General features: G+C 71.5%; 16 protein-coding genes. 2 read left to right on the top strand and 14 right to left on the bottom strand.

Annotation, left to right across the window (positions count from 1 at the left end):
- Positions 1-12: 12 nt before the first annotated feature.
- Positions 13-561: a hypothetical protein gene (locus C6376_RS22040; protein WP_107449099.1), complete on the top strand. Its 549-nt coding sequence runs from the start codon at positions 13-15 to the stop codon at positions 559-561.
- A 302-nt stretch (positions 562-863) separates the two neighbouring features.
- Here the strand turns inward: C6376_RS22040 and C6376_RS22035 are convergent, their stop codons facing one another.
- The 14 genes from C6376_RS22035 to pyrR all read right to left on the bottom strand — a co-directional run bounded on the left by C6376_RS22035 (position 864) and on the right by pyrR (position 17,724).
- Positions 864-3,053: a primosomal protein N' gene (locus C6376_RS22035; RefSeq protein WP_107445011.1), complete on the bottom strand. Its 2,190-nt coding sequence runs from the start codon at positions 3,051-3,053 to the stop codon at positions 864-866.
- A gap of 293 nt (positions 3,054-3,346) precedes the next feature.
- Positions 3,347-4,555, bottom strand: coding sequence for a methionine adenosyltransferase (gene metK / locus C6376_RS22030; protein WP_107445010.1), 1,209 nt, complete (start codon positions 4,553-4,555; stop codon positions 3,347-3,349).
- A gap of 239 nt (positions 4,556-4,794) precedes the next feature.
- A complete protein-coding gene (gene coaBC / locus C6376_RS22025; protein ID WP_107445009.1) occupies positions 4,795-5,997 on the bottom strand; it encodes a bifunctional phosphopantothenoylcysteine decarboxylase/phosphopantothenate--cysteine ligase CoaBC in 1,203 nt (400 codons plus the stop codon).
- A 122-nt stretch (positions 5,998-6,119) separates the two neighbouring features.
- Complete coding sequence (gene rpoZ / locus C6376_RS22020; RefSeq protein WP_003988945.1) at positions 6,120-6,392, bottom strand: DNA-directed RNA polymerase subunit omega; 273 nt, start codon at positions 6,390-6,392, stop codon at positions 6,120-6,122.
- A 52-nt stretch (positions 6,393-6,444) separates the two neighbouring features.
- Complete coding sequence (gene gmk / locus C6376_RS22015; protein WP_107445008.1) at positions 6,445-7,038, bottom strand: guanylate kinase; 594 nt, start codon at positions 7,036-7,038, stop codon at positions 6,445-6,447.
- 60 nt (positions 7,039-7,098) lie between these two features.
- Entirely contained in the window at positions 7,099-7,422 is a 324-nt protein-coding gene (locus C6376_RS22010; protein ID WP_003977346.1) for an integration host factor, read from the bottom strand.
- A gap of 290 nt (positions 7,423-7,712) precedes the next feature.
- Complete coding sequence (gene pyrF / locus C6376_RS22005) at positions 7,713-8,555, bottom strand: orotidine-5'-phosphate decarboxylase (RefSeq protein WP_107445007.1); 843 nt, start codon at positions 8,553-8,555, stop codon at positions 7,713-7,715.
- Positions 8,552-9,658 (bottom strand): quinone-dependent dihydroorotate dehydrogenase, encoded by a 1,107-nt coding sequence (locus C6376_RS22000; protein WP_107445006.1) that lies wholly within the window; start codon positions 9,656-9,658, stop codon positions 8,552-8,554. The genes pyrF and C6376_RS22000 overlap by 4 nt, the downstream gene beginning before the upstream one ends.
- A 110-nt stretch (positions 9,659-9,768) precedes the next feature.
- The gene (gene carB / locus C6376_RS21995) at positions 9,769-13,077 is read right to left on the bottom strand and encodes a carbamoyl-phosphate synthase large subunit (protein ID WP_107445005.1); all 3,309 of its coding nucleotides are present in this window, start codon (positions 13,075-13,077) and stop codon (positions 9,769-9,771) included.
- Positions 13,070-14,212 carry a glutamine-hydrolyzing carbamoyl-phosphate synthase small subunit gene (gene carA, locus C6376_RS21990; protein ID WP_107445004.1) on the bottom strand — a complete coding sequence of 381 codons (1,143 nt, stop codon included), beginning with the start codon at positions 14,210-14,212 and terminating at the stop codon, positions 13,070-13,072. The genes carB and carA overlap by 8 nt, the downstream gene beginning before the upstream one ends.
- Complete coding sequence (locus C6376_RS21985) at positions 14,209-14,775, bottom strand: hypothetical protein (RefSeq protein ID WP_107445003.1); 567 nt, start codon at positions 14,773-14,775, stop codon at positions 14,209-14,211. The genes carA and C6376_RS21985 overlap by 4 nt, the downstream gene beginning before the upstream one ends.
- A complete protein-coding gene (locus C6376_RS21980; protein WP_107445002.1) occupies positions 14,772-16,058 on the bottom strand; it encodes a dihydroorotase in 1,287 nt (428 codons plus the stop codon). Before C6376_RS21980 ends, C6376_RS21985 begins: the two co-directional genes overlap by 4 nt.
- 4 nt (positions 16,059-16,062) lie before the next feature.
- Entirely contained in the window at positions 16,063-17,043 is a 981-nt protein-coding gene (locus tag C6376_RS21975) for an aspartate carbamoyltransferase catalytic subunit (protein WP_107445001.1), read from the bottom strand.
- Positions 17,044-17,139: 96 nt separating this feature from the next.
- Complete coding sequence (gene pyrR, locus C6376_RS21970) at positions 17,140-17,724, bottom strand: bifunctional pyr operon transcriptional regulator/uracil phosphoribosyltransferase PyrR (protein WP_107445000.1); 585 nt, start codon at positions 17,722-17,724, stop codon at positions 17,140-17,142.
- Positions 17,725-17,964: 240 nt separating this feature from the next.
- On the opposite strand from pyrR, the gene bldD reads away from it, so the two are divergent.
- Entirely contained in the window at positions 17,965-18,465 is a 501-nt protein-coding gene (gene bldD / locus C6376_RS21965) for a transcriptional regulator BldD (protein ID WP_107444999.1), read from the top strand.
- Positions 18,466-18,511 lie beyond the last annotated feature (46 nt).

Here is an 18,511-nt window from a genome sequence, read left to right as displayed (position 1 = left end):
AGAGGCTTGTTCATGGCCGACCATGCAACCCACGACGCCCAGGCCCGGGCCAGCCTGCACTTGCTGGTGCGGGACATCGAGCGCGTCCGCCGGCAGGTGGACGCACTGCGCACCCTCACCGCGCAGCTGGGCAACGTCTACCGCCCCCGCCGCTCCGGCCCCTCGACGGGCTTCGTCGTCTACGGACGCGCCCCCGCCCCGACGGTCCGCCTCGCGCAGGAACTGCGGGACAGCGTCGAGACCCTGGTGACCGCGGCGGTGGACTTCGACCGTTCGCTGGGCTTCTCGTGGGACGCGGTGGGCTCCGCGCTCGGGGTCACCAAGCAGGCGGTGCACCGTCGATACGGCGCCCGGCGCGCAGCCGCCGCCCAGGCGGCCACCGCCGAGGCGGAGCGGCCGACGGAGCCGGCCGGCGCGCGCCCGGTCGGCGTGACCACGAGCATCCCCACCGTTCCCACCGTTCCGGCCGCCCGCTCGATGCCGACCCAGCCGACGGCGGGCAGCCCGTCCCTGCGCGACGAGGCGAGACCGACCGCCTTTCCCGGCCCCCGCAACGGCTGACGCGACCACCCCGACTCCCCCACCCCTCCCTGCCCTCTCGGCCCCCTCCGAGAGGGCAGACGCACACCCCCCGCCACCACCCCGCTTCGACGAGCGTCCCGGTCGTCCCCGAAAAGCCGGCCGCGCCGGCCCATCCCCACCCGACCGACCCGGCCGACCACGCCCCGGCCGTGCCATTTCAGCCCGTCCGGCGTTCGAGGACGAGGCCCCCTCAGGGCCGAAAGCGGGGCCCGGGGGTGCAGCCCCCAGGGACCGTCACCCGGATCGACCCGCACATTCCCGGCCCCCGCCGCAGGCGAGCCTCACCCGATGTCCGGCGGATCGATGCGCACCCGGACGGCTTCCTCCGTGCCCCTCCCGGAACGCCCCGTCCCGCCCGTCCGGGCCATCCGCGCCGCCTGCGCCGCCTTCAACGCGGCGGCCAGTGCGGCTCCGCTCCCCGGCGGGACCCGGATCAGCGCGCGCTCCCACTGCTCCCCCGGCGGCGGCGTCCCCGGACGGCGGGGCCGCCCGGCAGGCTCGGCCGGAACCGGGACCGGCCCCAGCACCTCCGCCTCGCCGGGCAGGTCGACGGCGGCGAGGAACCCGGTGACCGCCTCCGCCGTCCCCGACACCGCCGCCATCCGCGACACCGGCGGAAAACCCAGCTCGGCCCGCTCGGCGAGCTCCCGCACGGCGTGTCCCACGGGATCCCAACGCACCAGTGCCTGCACCGGACGCAACGTCGGCTCGGCGACCACGACCACCGTCCCGCCGTCGCCCTGCGGCCGTACCAGGGCGGCGGCGGCGACCCAGCGCCGCAACGCGTCCTCCCCGGCCCGCAGGTCGGGCCGGCTCAGCATCGCCCAGCCGTCCAGCAGGAGGGCCGCCGCGTACCCGCCCTCGGCGACCGGCTCGGCGCCCGGCGTGGACACCACGAGCGCGGGCGCCCCCGGCACGGTGTCAAGGACGTGCTCACGCCCCGATGTGCGCACCGGGACGGCGGGAAACGCCCGCCCCAGCTCCTCGGCCGTCCGCCGCGCACCCACGACCTGAGCCCGAAGCCGGAACGAGCCGCATTCGGGACAGTGCCAGGCGCCCTCCTCGCGGCCGCACCAACCGCACCACAGGGAGCCGCCCGCGCCGCCGTCCCGCGCCTCGAGCGGTCCGCAACAGTGCCGGCACCGGGCGGCGGCCCGGCACTGCGCACAGGCCATCCGCGGCACGTAACCGCGCCGGGGCACCTGCACCAGCACCGGTCCGGTCCTGAGCCCCTCCCGGACGGCCTGCCAGGCGAGGGTGGGCAACCGGGCGGCCCGGGCCGCCTCGTCCCGGGCGAGATCCTGGTCGCCCACGGTCCGCACCAGCGGAGCCGTGCGCCGCACCCGCTCCCGCGGGGCGACCAACGGCCGGGCCCACCCGCTCTCGACGAGCTGGGCGCCCTCCACGGTGCAGCTCCAGCCGCCCATCAGAAAGCCGCACCCGTCCTGAGCCGCCCTCAGCAGCAGCACCTCCCGCGCGTGGGGCTGCGGCGCGTGCAGCTCGCTGTGGCTGTCGTCCCCGTCGTCCCACAGGGCCAGCAGCCCGAGGTCCTGGACGGGCGCGAACATCGCGGCACGGGTCCCGACGACCGCCCGCACGGACCCGCGCCGCACGGCCAGCCACTCCCGGTACCGCTTCTCGGGACCGGCGTCCGCGGTGAGCAGCGCATGCCGGCCCTCCCCCAGCGAGACCGTCAGTGCGGCGTCGACCCGGGCGGCGGCCCGTCCGTCGGGGACGACGACCAGCGCTCCGCGTCCCGAGGCGAGTGTCGCGGCGACCGCCCGCGCCAGCTCCTCGCTCCACTCGGGCCCGGGCAGCGCGTTCCACACCGCGCGCGGCGCACCGCCGGACGCCAGGGACTCGAGAAACGCGCCACCGCGCTCGTACCTGTCCCAGGAACCGGGCGTCGGCGGGGCGGGCGGCGGCAACGGAGCGGGCGAGGGCCGCTGTTCGGCCCGGGCGTTGCGCGGCGGGACGGCGAGCTGCAGCACGTCGGCCAGGCTCCCGGCGTACCGGTCGGCCACGGCACGAGCCAGCCCCAGCAGCTCCTGGCTCAGCACCCGTTCGGGCGACACCACCTGGGCGAGCGCCGCGAGCGGCCCGGAGTAGTCGGACGCGGCACGCCGCTCGACGAGGAAGCCGTCGATGAGGCCCCCGCCCTCGCGGCGCCCCTCCCGAACCCGCCCGCGCCCCGCGCCGAAGCGGACCCGCACCCGCACCCCCGGCTGGGCGTCGGCGTCCAGTTCGGCCGGCACCGCGTAGTCGAAGTACCGGTCCAGGTGCAGCACGCCCTTGTCGACGAGCACCCGCGCGACCGGCAACTCCTCTGCCAGCGCGGCTCCCCGCCAGGTCCGGGGCTTGGCCCGCGGCGCCTTGGCCTGCCGGACGCTCTCCCGGATCAGCGCGAGCTGCTCCGGCGGCGCGCCCTCCCCGGCCGCACCCCCGCCCCCCTGCCCGTTCTCGCTGCTCACACCTGCATTCTTACCAAACGCCACCGACAACGGCGGACGCCCCGAAGGCGCCCCGAAGTCGTCCTTCCCGGATCAGGCGGGCCGCGGCACGGGTCCTGCCCGCTGCACCGCACGCCCAGGGCCGGCCTCCACCGCGGCAGCCGCGGCCTTAGCACGGAAGATCACCGGCCTGAGGAGACCACGCCCACTGCCGCGAGGCCGCCTTTCGCCCTTGTCGCCCTCTCCCGAGACGCGTCGAGGCCCGGCCCTCCAGGGGAGAGCCGGGCCTCGCGAGTCACCGGGGCGACCGAGTGCTACAGGCCGGCGGCCTTGCGCAGTGCGTCCACGCGGTCGGTGCGCTCCCACGTGAAGTCGGGCAGCTCGCGGCCGAAGTGGCCGTACGCGGCGGTCTGGGCGTAGATCGGGCGCAGCAGGTCGAGATCGCGGATGATCGCGGCCGGGCGGAGGTCGAAGACGTCGTCGATGGCCTTCTCGATCTTCTCGACGTCGACCTTGGCGGTGCCGAAGGTCTCGACGAACAGGCCGACCGGCTCGGCCTTGCCGATCGCGTAGGCGACCTGGACCTCGCAGCGGGCCGCCAGACCCGCCGCCACCACGTTCTTCGCCACCCAGCGCATCGCGTACGCGGCCGAACGGTCGACCTTGGACGGGTCCTTGCCCGAGAAGGCGCCACCGCCGTGACGGGCGAAGCCGCCGTAGGTGTCAATGATGATCTTGCGGCCGGTGAGGCCGGCGTCGCCCATCGGGCCGCCGATCTCGAAGCGGCCGGTCGGGTTCACCAGCAGACGGTAGTTGTCGGTGTCGAGCTTGATGCCGTCGTCCAGGAGCGCCTTCAGCTCCGGCTCCACGACGAACTCACGGATGTCGGGAGCCAGCAGCGACTCCAGGTCGATGTCCGAGGCGTGCTGCGAGGACACGACCACGGTGTCCAGCCGGACCGCCTTGTCGCCGTCGTACTCGATGGTGACCTGGGTCTTGCCGTCCGGACGCAGGTAGGGGATGGTCCCGTTCTTGCGGACGTCCGACAGCCGCTTCGACAGCCGGTGCGCCAGGAAGATCGGCAGCGGCATCAGGGTCGGCGTCTCGTCGGACGCGTAGCCGAACATCAGGCCCTGGTCACCGGCGCCCTGACGGTCCAGCTCGTCCTCGTCGCCCTCGACCCGGGACTCGTACGCCGTGTCCACGCCCTGGGCGATGTCCGCGGACTGCGCGCCGATGGACACCGAGACACCACAGGACGCGCCGTCGAAGCCCTTCTTGGAGGAGTCGTAGCCGATCTCGAGGATCTTGTCGCGCACCAGCTGGGGGATCGGCGCGTAGGCCTTGGTGGTGACCTCACCGGCCACGTGCACCAGACCGGTCGTGATCAGGGTCTCGACGGCGACCCGGGAGGCCGGGTCCTCACGCAGCAACGCGTCGAGGATGGTGTCGCTGATCTGGTCAGCGATCTTGTCGGGGTGACCCTCGGTCACAGACTCCGAAGTGAACAGGCGACGGGACACAACGCTCCCTGGGGTTGCAGCGGCTGCTGGCTGATCATTGGCGGACGCGACAGGAGCTGCGCCCGGCGTCGTCCGAGAACAGTTTATCGGTCGTGCCCCGCCACCGGCCCACCCGTCTCGCCTCTCGGGAGCGCTGTGACCTGCGGCACGGGCATTCTGCCGAATGCCCGCCGCCCTTGGCCAGGGGACGCGGACCCGAATCCGGCCGGACCGGGCATGCTCGCGGGCGCGCCGGACGGTCAGCCGAGTCGCTGTGCCACCAGGTCCCACACGATGTCTGCCAGGGCCTCCTTCGGACCGTGGGCCACGGGGGTTTCGGTGCCGTCGGCCCCCAGCACGACGGCCTCGTTCTCCTCGGATCCGAACGTCCTGCGCTCCCCCACCTCGTTCACCACGAGCAGGTCGCAGCCTTTGCGCCGCAGCTTCGTCCGGCCGTTCGCCAGGACGTCGTCGGTCTCGGCGGCGAAGCCGACAACCACCTGGTTGGGGCGCGCCCGGTCGGTGGACAGCTCCGCGAGGATGTCCGGATTTCGCACCAGGACGACCGGGGCGGGCTCCTCGCCGTCCTTCTTCTTGATCTTGCCGGCCGCGTAGTCCCGCGGCCGGAAGTCGGCCACCGCGGCGGCCATGACGACCGCGTCGGCGTCGGCCGCGGCCTTGAGGACCGCCTCCCGCAGCTGCACTGCCGTGCCCACCGGGACCACGTCGACCCCCGCGGGGTCGGGCAGCCCGGTGTTGGCCGCTATCAGCGTGACGCGGGCGCCGCGGGCGGCGGCGGTGCGGGCCAGGGCGTACCCCTGCTTGCCGGAGGAGCGGTTGCCGAGGAAGCGGACCGGGTCGAGGGGCTCGCGGGTGCCGCCGGCACTGATCACCACGTGCCGGCCGGTCAGGTCGGGCTCCCGCACGCCTCTGGCCAGCACCCGGCGGCAGACCTCGAAGATCTCGGCCGGGTCGGGCAGCCGGCCCTTGCCGGTGTCGACGCCGGTGAGGCGCCCGACGGCCGGCTCGATCACGAGGGCGCCCCGGCGGCGCAGTGTCGCCACGTTCTCCTGGGTGGCCGCGTGCTCCCACATCTCGGTGTGCATCGCCGGGGCGAAGACGACCGGACAGCGGGCGGTGAGGAGCGTGTTGGTGAGGAGGTCGTCGGCGAGGCCGTGGGCGGCCTTGGCGAGCATGTCCGCCGTGGCGGGGGCGACGACCACCAGGTCGGCGTGCTGGCCGATGCGGACATGCGGAACCTCGTGGACGTCCTGCCAGACCTCCGTGGAGACGGGGTGGCCGGAGAGGGCGGACCAGGTGGCGGCGCCGACGAAGTGCAGCGCGGACGCGGTGGGCACGACACGTACGTCATGGCCCGACTCCGTCAGTCTGCGCAGCAGCTCGCAGGCCTTGTACGCGGCGATGCCGCCGCTGACCCCCAGAACGACCTTCGGCTTGTCCACCGTTTCTCCCCGGACCTCGGCGCGGGTACGCCGCGGCTCCCGGCGTACGGGTCCATCACACACCACAGGCCCGGCAGTCGCGCTGCCGGGCCTGTGGAAAAACCCACGGTGAGCCGAAAATACTACTGCGCAGGGCCCTCGACGGCCTCGGACGTCAGCAGACCGGCGTTGATCTCGCGCAGGGCGATCGACAGCGGCTTCTCGTGGACGTGGGTGTCGACGAGCGGACCGACGTACTCGAGGAGGCCCTCGCCGAGCTGCGAGTAGTACGCGTTGATCTGGCGCGCCCGCTTGGCCGCGTAGATCACGAGGCTGTACTTCGAGTCGGTGGCCTCGAGGAGCTCGTCGATCGGCGGGTTGATGATGCCCTCGGGCGCGGAGATGGAAGAGGACACGCTCTACCTTCCGATGGATGGGAAAAAATAGGTCATGATCACAGATTCGTGATCACACAACATCCATCAAGGCTAGCAGCTCGCGCGCCACGTCCTCGACGGAGGTGTTGACCAGGGTCACGTCGAACTCCGGCTCGGCCGCGAGTTCGATCTTCGCCGCCTCCAGACGGCGCTCGATCACCTCGGGCGGTTCGGTGCCCCGCCCGGTGAGCCTGCGCACCAGCTCGTCCCACGAGGGAGGGGCCAGGAACACCAGCCGGGCCTCGGACATGGACTCGCGGACCTGGCGGGCGCCCTGCAGATCGATCTCCAGGAGCACGGGCTCGCCCGACTCCAGGCGCTCCAGCACGGCGGCGCGCGGAGTTCCGTAGCGGTTGCCGGCGAACTCGGCCCACTCCAGCAGCTCGCCGTTGGCGATCAGCTTGTCCATCTCGTCGTCGGTGACGAAGAAGTAGTGGACGCCGTGCCGCTCGCCGGGCCGGGGTTTGCGGGTCGTCGCCGACACCGAGAGCCAGACCTCGGGGTGTTCCTTGCGCATATGAGCGACGACCGTGCTCTTGCCGACCCCTGAGGGGCCGGAGAGCACGGTCAGCCGCGGACGTGCGTCCGGGGGTTCGGGGGTCGTCCCCCGGAGGTTTACTGCCATGCAGCGATTATTCCAGCAATCCCGGAGTGCCCGGGACTCCCTTCCGGCAGGACCCGGGGATCAGGAGCCGGTGCTGCCGAACTCACGCTCCAGGGAAGCGATCTGGTTGGAGCCGAGGCCGCGCACGCGACGACTCTCGGAGATGCCGAGCCGCTCCATGATCTGCTTGGCGCGGACTTTGCCCACGCCCGGGAGCGACTCCAGGAGGGCGGAGACCTTCATCTTGCCGATGACGTCGTTTTCCTGACCCTGCTTGATGACCTCGTGAAGGGAGGCGCCGGAGTGCTTCAGTCGATTCTTGACCTCGGCCCGCTCCCGGCGAGCCGCGGCGGCCTTTTCGAGCGCGGCTGCGCGCTGTTCGGGGGTAAGGGGCGGAAGAGCCACGCCTACGTCACCTCGGATGTCGAACTGTCGGATACGGACCGGTGAGGAACCTAGTGGCCCCACACCTGGTGAGATACGAGCAACACGCGCTGCCCGTTCACTCTCCGTCGGAGACTAGCGGCCAACTCCGCCAGAGTCAGCGAGAACAGAGGAAAAGTCCTGGTCAGCCTCTACAGGGCCGGACATTTAAGACATACTGCCCCTGATTTGAGGATGTATCCAGACTCAAGTCGCCCCGGAGCCGCCCCGTCGAACCCCCGGTCGGGCGGCCGACGCCCTCCGGGCGGCCCTCAGGCGGCGGTCACGGCGGTCCGGACCTCGTACGCGAACCGCTCCACCGCGTCACGCAGAGCGACGACGCCGGGACCATGGCGCAGCACCCCCCGGCTCACGTTCGGAACGACGTTGCGCACCGCGGACCCGAAGACCCCGGGAAGGTCGGCCGGCGTCGCCCCCTGGGCGCCGACGCCGGGCGCGAGGAGCGGACCGTTGATGTCCAGGTCGTACGTCGAGAGGTCGCCCAGCGTGGCCCCGACGACCGCGCCGAAGGAGCCCAGGGGCTCCTCCCCCACGTTCTCGGCGGCCAGGTGCGCCAGCATCGTCGCGCCCACGTCGCGCCCGTCCGCCCGCACCGCGTGCTGGACCTCGCCGCCCTCCGGGTTGGAGGTCAGCGCCAGGACGAACAGCCCGGCGCCGCTCTCCCGGGCCAGCACGACCGCCGGCGAGAGCGATCCGTAGCCGAGGTAGGGGGAGACGGTGAGAGCGTCGGAGAACAGCGGAGCGTCCTTGTGCAGGAACGACTCGGCGTAGGCGGCCATGGTCGACCCGATGTCGCCGCGCTTGGCGTCCATGACGACCAGGGCGCCCGCCGCCCGCGCCTCCTGCACCGTCTTCTCCAGGACGGCCACCCCGCGCGAGCCGAACCGCTCGAAGAAGGCGCTCTGCGGCTTCAGCAGGGCGACCCGGTCGGCCGTCGCCTCGACGACCGTGCGGCTGAACCGCTCCAGACCTGCGACGTCGTCGTTCAGACCCCACTCGGCGAGCAGGGAGGCGTGCGGGTCGATGCCGACGCACAGCGGACCGCGTTCGTCCATCGCCCGCCGCAGACGCGCGCCGAAGGGTTCCGTCGTCATGCCGTCTTCCTCACGTCGGCGCCGACCGCGTCGGCGAGAGTGGCGTAGGGGCTCGTCCGCAGGCGGGCGGCGAGGCCCTTGTGGACGGCGCGGCCCCAGAAGGGTCCCTGGTAGACGAAGGCGCTGTACCCCTGCACCAGGGTCGCGCCGGCCAGGATGCGCTGCCATGCGTCCTCGGCGTTCTCCACGCCGCCGACGCCGACCAGCGTCACGCGGTCTCCCACGCGCGCGTAGAGGCGACGCAGCACCTCCAGGGAGCGCGCCTTGAGGGGCGCTCCGGACAGGCCGCCGGTCTCCTTCACCAGGGAGGGATCGGACGTCAGGCCGAGACCCTCGCGGGCGATGGTGGTGTTCGTGGCGATGATCCCGTCCAGACCGAGCTCCACGGCAAGGTCGGCGACCGCGTCCACGTCCTCGTCGGCGAGGTCCGGGGCGATCTTCACCAGCAGCGGGACACGGCGCGCGGTGACCGCACGGTCGGCGGCCTCGCGCACGGCGCTCAGCAGCGGCCGCAGCGCCTCGGTGGCCTGCAGGTTCCGCAGCCCCGGCGTGTTCGGCGAGGACACGTTGACGACCAAATAGTCGGCGTACGGCGCGAGCCGCTCGGCCGACTTCACGTAGTCGCCGACGGCGTCCTCCTCCGGTACGACCTTGGTCTTGCCGATGTTGACGCCGACGACGGGCCTGAAGACGGGCGTACGGGAGGCCAGGCGCGCGGCTACGGCCAGCGAGCCGTCGTTGTTGAAGCCCATCCGGTTGATGAGCGCGCGGTCCCGCACGAGCCGGAACAGCCGCTTCCTGGGGTTGCCGGTCTGGGCCTCGCCGGTGACCGTGCCGATCTCGACGTGGTCGAAGCCCAGCATCGACATCCCGTCGATCGCGACGGCGTTCTTGTCGAAGCCGGCCGCGAGCCCGAACGGGCCGTGCATGCGCAGCCCGAAGGCCTCGGTGCGCAGCTCCCGGTACCGGGGCGCCAGCGCCGCCGCGAGGAACGTGCGCAGCACCGGCACTCGGGCGGCGAGACGGATCCAGCGGAAGGCCAGGTGGTGGGCGTTCTCGGGGTCCATCCGGGTGAAGACCAGACGGAAGAAGAGCTTGTACATGTCTCAGGTGTCCTTCGGAGAGCCTGGTGAGCCCCGTGGAGCGTGGGCCTCGTGCCGAGGGGGCCTCATGAAGAGGGGGACACCGTTTCCGGTGTCCCCCTCTTCAGCTGCTAGTCGCGAGCCGCGGTCAGGTGTTCCGCGTGTTCCTGGAGCGAGCGGACGCCCACGTCCCCGCGGTTGAGGGCGTCGATGCCCTGGACGGCCGCGGCGAGCGCCTGCACCGTCGTCAGGCACGGCACGGACCGCGCCACGGCCGCCGTACGGATCTCGTAGCCGTCGAGCCGGCCGCCGGTGCCGTACGGGGTGTTCACGATGAGGTCGACGTCGCCGTCGTGGATGTGCTGGACGATCGTCTTCTCACCGCCCGGACCTGGGCCCTCTGACTGCTTGCGCACCACGGTGGCGTTGATGCCGTTGCGCTTGAGGACCTCGGCCGTGCCGGAGGTGGCGAGCAGTTCGAAGCCGTGGGCGACCAGCTCACGCGCGGGGAAGATCATCGAGCGCTTGTCCCGGTTGGCGACCGAGATGAAGGCGCGGCCCTTGGTGGGCAGCGGACCGTACGCGGCCGCCTGCGACTTGGCGTACGCCGTGCCGAAGACGGAGTCGATGCCCATGACCTCGCCGGTGGAGCGCATCTCCGGGCCGAGGACGGTGTCGACGCCGCGGCCGGAGGTGTCCCGGAAGCGGGTCCACGGCATCACGGCCTCCTTGACGGAGATCGGCGCGTTCAGCGGCAGCTCGCCGCCGTCGCCGGTCGCCGGAAGCAGCCCCTCGGCGCGCAGTTCGGCGATGGTCGCGCCGAGCGAGATGCGGGCGGCGGCCTTCGCCAGCGGTACCGCGGTCGCCTTCGAGGTGAAGGGCACGGTGCGGGACGCGCGCGGGTTGGCCTCGAGGACGTAGAGGATGTCGCCGGCCATCGCGAACTGGATGTTGATCAGTCCGCGCACGCCGACACCCTTGGCGATCGCCTCGGTGGAGGCGCGCAGGCGCTTGATGTCGAAGCCGCCCAGGGTGATGGGGGGAAGGGCGCACGCCGAGTCGCCGGAGTGGATGCCGGCCTCCTCGATGTGCTCCATCACGCCGCCGAGGTACAGCTCGTCGCCGTCGTAGAGCGCGTCGACGTCGATCTCGATGGCATCGTCGAGGAAGCGGTCGACGAGGACCGGCCGGGTGGGGCTGATCTCGGTCGACTCGGCGATGTACGAGGACAGCCGGGTCTCGTCGTAGACGATCTCCATGCCGCGGCCGCCGAGGACGTAGGAGGGCCGGACGAGGACCGGGTAGCCGATCTCGTCGGCGATGGCCTTGGCCTCGGTGAAGGTGGTGGCGGTGCCGTGCTTGGGAGCCGGGAGACCGGCCTCGGCGAGTACGCGCCCGAAGGCGCCACGGTCCTCGGCCGCGTGGATGGCCTCCGGAGGCGTGCCGACGATCGGCACGCCGTTGTCCTTCAGGGCCTGGGCCAGACCCAGCGGGGTCTGCCCGCCGAGCTGCACGACGACGCCGGCGATCGGACCTGCCTGCGCCTCCGCGTGGACGATCTCCAGCACGTCCTCGAGCGTCAGCGGCTCGAAGTACAGGCGGTCGGAGGTGTCGTAGTCGGTGGAGACGGTCTCCGGGTTGCAGTTGACCATCACGGTCTCGTATCCGGCGTCGGACAGCGCGAAGGAGGCGTGGACGCAGGAGTAGTCGAACTCGATGCCCTGGCCGATGCGGTTGGGGCCGGAGCCCAGGATGATCACCGCGGGCTTCTCGCGGGGCGCGACCTCGTTCTCCTCGTCGTAGGAGGAGTAGAAGTACGGCGTCTTCGCGGCGAACTCCGCGGCACAGGTGTCGACCGTCTTGTAGACGGGGCGCACACCAAGGGCGTGCCGGACCTCGCGCACGACGTCCTCGCGCAGCCCGCGGATCTCGGCGATCTGGTGGTCGGAGAACCCGTGCCGCTTGGCCTCGATGAGCAGGCCGTCGTCCAGGCGGTCGGCTGCGGCGAGCTCGTCGGCGATCTCCTTGATGAGGAAGAGCTGGTCGACGAACCAGGGGTCGATCTTCGTGAACTCGAAGATCTCCTCGGGGGTCGCGCCCGCGCGGATGGCCTGCATGACCGTGTTGATCCGGCCGTCGGTGGGCCGGACGGACTCCCGCAGCAGCTCGTCCTTGTCACCGGGCTCTCCGACGAACGTGAACTGGCTGCCCTTCTTCTCCAGCGAGCGCAGCGCCTTCTGGAAGGCCTCCGTGAAGTTGCGGCCGATGGCCATGGCCTCGCCGACCGACTTCATGGTGGTCGTGAGGGTGGAGTCGGCCGACGGGAACTTCTCGAAGGCGAAGCGCGGGGCCTTGACGACCACGTAGTCGAGCGTCGGCTCGAAGGAGGCCGGCGTCTCCTGCGTGATGTCGTTGGGGATCTCGTCGAGGGTGTAGCCGACGGCGAGCTTGGCCGCGATCTTGGCGATCGGGAACCCGGTCGCCTTCGAGGCGAGGGCCGACGAGCGAGACACGCGCGGGTTCATCTCGATGACGATGACGCGGCCGTCCTCGGGGTTCACCGCGAACTGGATGTTGCAGCCGCCGGTGTCCACGCCGACCTCGCGGATGATCGCGATACCGACGTCGCGCAGCACCTGGTACTCGCGGTCGGTCAGCGTCATCGCGGGAGCGACGGTGATCGAGTCGCCGGTGTGCACGCCCATGGGGTCGAAGTTCTCGATGGAGCAGACGACCACGACGTTGTCGTGCTTGTCGCGCATGAGCTCCAGCTCGTACTCCTTCCAGCCGAGGATGGACTCCTCCAGGAGCACCTCGGTGGTCGGCGAGAGGGTGAGGCCCTGGCCGGCGATGCGGCGCAGCTCCTCCTCGTCGTGGGCGAAACCGGAGCCGGCGCCGCCCATGGTGAAGGAGGGGCGCACGACGACGGGGTAGCCGCCGAGGGTCTCGACGCCGGCGATGACGTCGTCCATGGAGTGGCAGATCACGGACCGGGCGGACTCGCCGTGCCCGATCTTCGCGCGGACGGCTTCGACGACGCCCTTGAAGAGGTCGCGGTCCTCGCCCTTGTTGATCGCCTCGACGTTGGCGCCGATCAGCTCGACACCGTATTTCTCCAGCACACCCTGCTCGTGCATGGAGATCGCGGTGTTCAGGGCGGTCTGGCCGCCGAGCGTCGGCAGCAGGGCGTCGGGCCGCTCCTTGGCGATGATCTTCTCGACGAACTCCGGGGTGATCGGTTCGACGTAGGTGGCGTCGGCGATCTCCGGGTCGGTCATGATCGTCGCCGGGTTGGAGTTGACCAGGATCACCCGCAGGCCCTCGGCGCGCAGGATGCGGCACGCCTGGGTGCCGGAGTAGTCGAACTCGGCGGCCTGGCCGATGACGATCGGGCCGGAGCCGATGACCAGGACGGACTGGATATCGGTGCGCTTAGGCACGCTGGCCCTCCATCAGGGATACGAAGCGGTCGAACAGGTAGGCGGCGTCGTGCGGGCCCGCTGCCGCTTCGGGGTGGTACTGGACGGAGAAGGCCGGCTGGTCGAGCAGCTGCAGCCCCTCCACGACGTCGTCGTTGAGGCAGACGTGCGAGACCTCGGCGCGGCCGAACCTCGTCTCGCTGACCTTGTCGAGCGGCGCGTCCACGGCGAAGCCGTGGTTGTGCGCGGTGACCTCGACCTTGCCGGTCGTCCGGTCCTGGACCGGCTGGTTGATGCCGCGGTGGCCGTACTTCAGCTTGTAGGTGCCGAAGCCGAGAGCGCGGCCGAGGATCTGGTTGCCGAAGCAGATGCCGAACAGCGGCGTCCGGCGCTCCAGCACCTCGGTCATGAGCGCGACGGGACCGTCGGCGGTGGCCGGGTCGCCCGGGCCGTTGGAGAAGAACACCCCGTCGGGGTCGACGGCGTACACCTCGTCCGCCGAGGCCGTCGCGGGCAGTACGTGCACCTCGATGCCGCGCTCGGCCATGCGGTGCGGGGTCATGCCCTTGATGCCGAGGTCGACGGCGGCCACGGTGAAGCGCTTCTCGCCGACCGCGGGCACCACGTAGGCCACCTTGGTGGCGACCTCCTCGTACAGGCTCGCGCCCTTCATGTGCGGCTGGGCCTGCACGCGCGCGAGGAGCTCGGCGTCCGGGGCGATCGCCTCGCCGGAGAAGACGCCGGCCCGCATCGAGCCGCCCTCGCGCAGGTGGCGGGTGAGGGCGCGGGTGTCGATGCCGCAGATGCCGACGATCCCCTGGGCGACCAGTTCGTCGTCCAGGGAGCGCCTGGCGCGCCAGTTGGAGGGCACGCGCGCGGGGTCGCGTACGACGTAGCCGGAGACCCAGATGCGGCCGGACTCGTCGTCCTCGTCGTTCCAGCCGGTGTTGCCGATCTGCGGGGCGGTCGCGACGACGATCTGGCGGTCGTACGACGGGTCGGTCAGGGTCTCCTGGTAGCCGGTCATGCCGGTGGAGAACACCGCTTCGCCGAAGGTCTCCCCCACGGCCCCGTAGGCACGACCGCGGAAGATGCGGCCGTCCTCCAGGACGAGTACGGCGGGAGCCTTGGCGGCTCCCCTGGTGGAGGTCGTCATCGTGCGCCTTCCGTCGTGTCGTTCTTGATCATGGAGTTGATGGCGTCGACCCATGCGCCGTGCTCGGCCGCGTGGTCCGAGCGGAAGCCGGAGTCGATCAGCCTGTCGCCGTGCGCCCAGGTCACCACGAGCAGTCCGCCCTCGGTGAGGACCTTGCCGGCGATGCCCTTGCCGAGCAGCGCCTCGCGCAGTGCGGCGGCCGGGACGAAGAAGTCGCTCGCGCCGGGGCGCACGACGTCGAGTCCCGCGTCCGTCAGGGTGAGCTCGACCCGGCTGCGGGCGCCGAGGCCGTGCGCCACGATGCGGTCGAGCCACTGCCCGGCGGTGGTGGAGCCGTGGTAGCGGCCGCTCATGCTCAGTCTCACCGGACCGGGCTCGTCCGGCGCGGTGGGGATCTCGGGCAGGTCTCCCTGGAGCGTGCCGCGCCACTTCCAGCCCTCACGCATCAGCCAGTACACGAGCGCGACGAACAGTCCGAGGCCGACCACCCAGCCGGCCCGGGCGGCCCAGTCGGTCACTTGGGCCGATTCCTTCTCGGCCGCGAGCAGTAGTGCAGATGTCACGTGAGCTTCCCGTCGACGAGCGTGGCCTTGCCCCGGAGCCACGTGTGCGTGACACGGCCCGGCAGCTCGCGACCCTCGTACGGGGTGTTCCGGCTGCGCGAGGCGAAGCCCGCGGGGTCCACGGACCCACGGTATTCGGTGTCGACGAGCGTGAGGTTGGCGGGCTCACCTGCCGAGACGGGGCGGCCGTGACCGGTCGCCCGCCCGATGAGGGCGGGCTTGAAGGACATCCGGCTCGCGACCCCGGCCCAGTCGAGCAGGCCCGTCTCCACCATCGTCTCCTGGACCACCGACAGCGCGGTCTCCAGGCCGACCATGCCCATGGCGGCCGCGGCCCACTCGCAGTCCTTGTCCTCGTGCGGGTGGGGGGCGTGGTCGGTGGCGACGATGTCGATGGTGCCGTCGGCGAGGGCCTCGCGCAGGGCCAGCACGTCCTTCTCGGTCCGCAGCGGCGGGTTCACCTTGTAGACCGGGTTGTACGAGCGGACCAGCTCGTCCGTGAGGAGCAGGTGGTGCGGGGTGACCTCGGCGGTGACGTCGATGCCGCGGGACTTGGCCCAGCGGACGATCTCGACCGACCCGGCGGTGGACAGGTGGCAGATGTGGACGCGGGAGCCCACGTGCTCGGCGAGCAGCACGTCCCGGGCGATGATCGACTCCTCGGCGACCGCCGGCCAGCCGCCCAGCCCCAGCTCGGCGGAGACCACGCCCTCGTTCATCTGGGCGCCCTCGGTCAGCCTCGGCTCCTGCGCGTGCTGGGCGACGACTCCGCCGAAGGCCTTCACGTACTCCAGGGCCCGGCGCATGATCACCGCGTCGTCGACGCACTTGCCGTCGTCGGAGAAGACGGTGACGCCCGCGGCGGACTCGTGCATGGCGCCCAGCTCGGCGAGTTTGCGGCCTTCGAGGCCGACGGTGACGGCGCCGATGGGCTGCACGTCGCAGTAGCCGTGCTCCTGCCCGAGCCGGTAGACCTGCTCGACCACGCCGGCGGTGTCGGCGACCGGGAAGGTGTTGGCCATGGCGAAGACGGCTGTGTAGCCGCCGGAAGCGGCCGCGCGGGTGCCCGTCAGCACCGTCTCGGAGTCCTCGCGGCCCGGCTCGCGCAGATGGGTGTGCAGGTCGACCAGGCCCGGCAGCAGCACCTTGCCCGCGGCCTCGACGACCTCGGCGCCCTCGGCGCTCAGACCCGTGCCCACCTCGGCGATCGTGGAACCGTCGATCAGGACGTCCTGCGGCTCGCCGCCGAGCACCTTCGCACCGCGGATCAGGATCTTGCTCATGTGCTTACTTCTCCTCGGTGGTACGGGCGTGGCTGACGGCGGGTTCGTTGCCGCCCAGGAGCAGGTAGAGGACGGCCATCCGGATGGACACGCCGTTGGCGACCTGCTCGACGACGGTGCAGCGCTCGGAGTCGGCCACCTCGGCGGTGATCTCCATGCCGCGGACCATCGGGCCGGGGTGCATCACGATCGCGTGCTCGGGCATCCGCGCCATCCGGTCGCCGTCGAGGCCGTAGCGCCGCGAGTACTCGCGCTCCGTCGGGAAGAACGCGGCGTTCATCCGCTCGCGCTGCACGCGCAGCATCATCACCGCGTCGGACTTGGGCAGCGTGCTGTCGAGGTCGTACGACACCTCGCAGGGCCAGGTCTCGATGCCGACCGGCACCAGGGTGGGCGGGGCGACCAGGGTGACCTCGGCGCCGAGCGTGTGCAGCAGGTCGACGTTGGAGCGGGCGACCCGGCTGTGCAGCACGTCGCCGACGATCGTGATGCGCCTGCCGGAGAGGTCCTGGCCGATCCCGGCGTCCCGGCCGACCAGTCGGCGGCGCATGGTGAAGGCGTCCAGGAGGGCCTGGGTGGGGTGCTGGTGGGTGCCGTCCCCCGCGTTGACGACGACCGCGTCGATCCAGCCCGACGTGGCCAGGCGGTAGGGCGCGCCGGAGGCGCCGTGCCGGATGACGACCGCGTCGACGCCCATCGCCTCCAGGGTCTGCGCGGTGTCCTTCAGGGACTCGCCCTTGGAGACGCTCGATCCCTTGGCGGAGAAGTTGATGACGTCCGCGGAGAGGCGCTTCTCGGCCGCCTCGAAGGAGATGCGCGTGCGCGTGGAGTCCTCGAAGAACAGGTTGACGATCGTGCGGCCGCGCAGGGTCGGCAGTTTCTTGATGGGCCGGTCGGCGACCCGGGCCATCTCCTCGGCGGTGTCGAGGATCAGGACGGCGTCGTCGCGGGTGAGGTCGGCGGCCGAGATGAGATGACGCTGCATCTGTCAGGCTCCGTAAGGCAGTTCAGACATGGGGAGATCACGGGCGTGCAGGGGCACGGCTGCACGACGCGCGGCGAAGGGCCGCACGTGCGCGTGCTACTGCTGGGCGGTCTGCTTCACACCGAGCAGCACGGTGTCGCGACCGTCCTCCTCGGCGAGCTGGACCTTGACCGTCTCCCGCAACGACGTGGGGAGGTTCTTGCCGACGTAGTCGGCGCGGATGGGCAGTTCCCGGTGGCCGCGGTCGACGAGGACCGCGAGCTGGACCGCGCGCGGGCGCCCGAGGTCGTTCAGGGCGTCGAGGGCGGCGCGGATGGTGCGGCCGGAGAAGAGCACGTCGTCGACGAGGACGACCAGTCTGCCGTCCAGGCCGTCACCGGGGATCTCGGTGCGGGCCAGCGCACGCGGCGGGTGCATGCGCAGGTCGTCGCGGTACATGGTGATGTCGAGGGAGCCGACCGGAACCTTGCGGTCGGTGATCTCCTCCAGCTTGTCGGCGAGCCGCCGGGCGAGGAAGACGCCGCGGGTCGGAATGCCGAGCAGCACCACGTCGTCGGCGCCCTTGGCGCGTTCGACGATCTCGTGGGCGATGCGGGTCAGCACGCGCGCGATGTCGGGGCCCTCGAGTACGGGCCGGGCATCGGTTTGCCGGGGATCCTGCTGGGTGTCCTGCTTGTCCATAAGAAACGGACCTCCTTCTCCGCCTCACGGGACGGACCTTAAAGGACGTCGGATTTGCGCCATCCACGGTACCAGGCCCGAGGGGCGCCCCTGATCACCCTCTTGGCCCAGTCGGCCATCGATACCACGGAAGAGTCGGTGTGGACCATTCGGCTTGACGCAGAAGAATCACGCTGCGTAACCTCACAGTGAGTTACCAGCACGCGGCTCGCGCCGCGTCGACCCATTGCCGGGAGCTATATGTCCAGCGAATACGCCAAGCAGCTCGGGGCCAAGCTCCGGGCCATCCGCACCCAGCAGGGCCTTTCCCTCCACGGGGTCGAGGAGAAGTCCCAGGGACGGTGGAAGGCGGTCGTGGTCGGTTCGTACGAGCGCGGCGACCGCGCCGTGACCGTGCAGCGTCTCGCCGAGCTGGCGGATTTCTACGGCGTTCCCGTGCAGGAACTACTGCCGGGCACCACCCCGGGCGGAGCGGCCGAGCCCCCGCCGAAGCTGGTCCTGGACCTGGAGCGGCTGGCCCACGTGCCCGTCGAGAAGGCCGGCCCGCTGCAGCGCTACGCGGCCACGATCCAGTCCCAGCGCGGTGACTACAACGGCAAGGTGCTGTCGATCCGCCAGGACGACCTGCGCACCCTCGCCGTCATCTACGACCAGTCGCCCTCGGTCCTCACCGAGCAGCTGATCAACTGGGGCGTGCTGGACGCGGACGCCCGGCGCGCGGTCGCCCACGAGGAGGGCTGAGGCCCCAGCGGGCCCACAGAGCTCTGCAGAAACGTGCCGCCGGGGT

The sequence above is a fragment of the Streptomyces sp. P3 genome (genome assembly GCF_003032475.1).
Classification (GTDB): Bacteria; Actinomycetota; Actinomycetes; order Streptomycetales; family Streptomycetaceae; genus Streptomyces.
This window is presented reverse-complemented; position numbering and strand designations above follow the sequence as displayed.

Excerpts from the sequence above, each read along its gene's own strand:
- C6376_RS22040 (WP_107449099.1), top strand. The coding sequence starts at position 13 with ATGGCCGACCATGCAACCCACGACGCCCAGGCCCGGGCCAGCCTGCAC.
- gmk (WP_107445008.1), bottom strand. The coding sequence starts at position 7,038 with ATGGCAGTAAACCTCCGGGGGACGACCCCCGAACCCCCGGACGCACGT.
- pyrF (WP_107445007.1), bottom strand. The coding sequence starts at position 8,555 with ATGACGACGGAACCCTTCGGCGCGCGTCTGCGGCGGGCGATGGACGAA.
- C6376_RS22000 (WP_107445006.1), bottom strand. The coding sequence starts at position 9,658 with ATGTACAAGCTCTTCTTCCGTCTGGTCTTCACCCGGATGGACCCCGAG.
- carA (WP_107445004.1), bottom strand. The coding sequence starts at position 14,212 with ATGACGACCTCCACCAGGGGAGCCGCCAAGGCTCCCGCCGTACTCGTC.
- C6376_RS21980 (WP_107445002.1), bottom strand. The coding sequence starts at position 16,058 with ATGAGCAAGATCCTGATCCGCGGTGCGAAGGTGCTCGGCGGCGAGCCG.
- C6376_RS21975 (WP_107445001.1), bottom strand. The coding sequence starts at position 17,043 with ATGCAGCGTCATCTCATCTCGGCCGCCGACCTCACCCGCGACGACGCC.
- pyrR (WP_107445000.1), bottom strand. The coding sequence starts at position 17,724 with ATGGACAAGCAGGACACCCAGCAGGATCCCCGGCAAACCGATGCCCGG.
- bldD (WP_107444999.1), top strand. The coding sequence starts at position 17,965 with ATGTCCAGCGAATACGCCAAGCAGCTCGGGGCCAAGCTCCGGGCCATC.